Below are 444 nucleotides of genomic sequence, written 5' to 3'. Positions count from 1 at the left end.
CGATGCGTTTGTGTGAAAATTGCGCGAAATGTATCGAAGACCATTTACCTAGTTGTGACGAACAAAAAGCCATCTCAAGTGTGTTAATGCAATTGAGAGAGCAACCGTCCATTTTTTAGCCTAGCGGACTACTCCGCGCTAATGTCATTCGTTTGGCATTGGCCAACGAATTATTCTATTCATAATTCAGGAGCAGTGATGCCAATACCAACCAATACGTATTTAGAAAAAGTACACATCAGCGCGATTAAAGCCGGAGATACAATCTTTCATAATGAGAGACTCATGACCGTTTGTCGTCGTGACATCAAAGTGAGTACCTTCATGGGGTGTTCAATTTTTGGTGATAGCTATCAATCGGGTTATAAGCCTGTTGTCAAGGTTCACTTCCTTGTAACTAAACTACGTTAAAAATCAAATAACTTGTTCAGATAAAAGCATTTA

1 protein-coding gene is annotated in these 444 nt (G+C 39.4%); it reads left to right on the top strand.

Going from position 1 to position 444, the window contains the following annotated elements; all coding sequences use genetic code 11:
* Nucleotides 1–198: 198 nt before the first annotated feature.
* Entirely contained in the window at nucleotides 199–411 is a 213-nt protein-coding gene (locus Q1A70_RS20440) for a hypothetical protein (protein WP_299695896.1), read from the top strand.
* Nucleotides 412–444 lie beyond the last annotated feature (33 nt).

The organism is uncultured Vibrio sp., from assembly GCF_947488985.1.
In the GTDB taxonomy this organism is placed as follows: domain Bacteria; phylum Pseudomonadota; class Gammaproteobacteria; order Enterobacterales; family Vibrionaceae; genus Vibrio.
The sequence above is the reverse complement of the archived record's forward strand: the minus strand, read 5'-3'. Positions and strand labels throughout refer to the sequence as shown.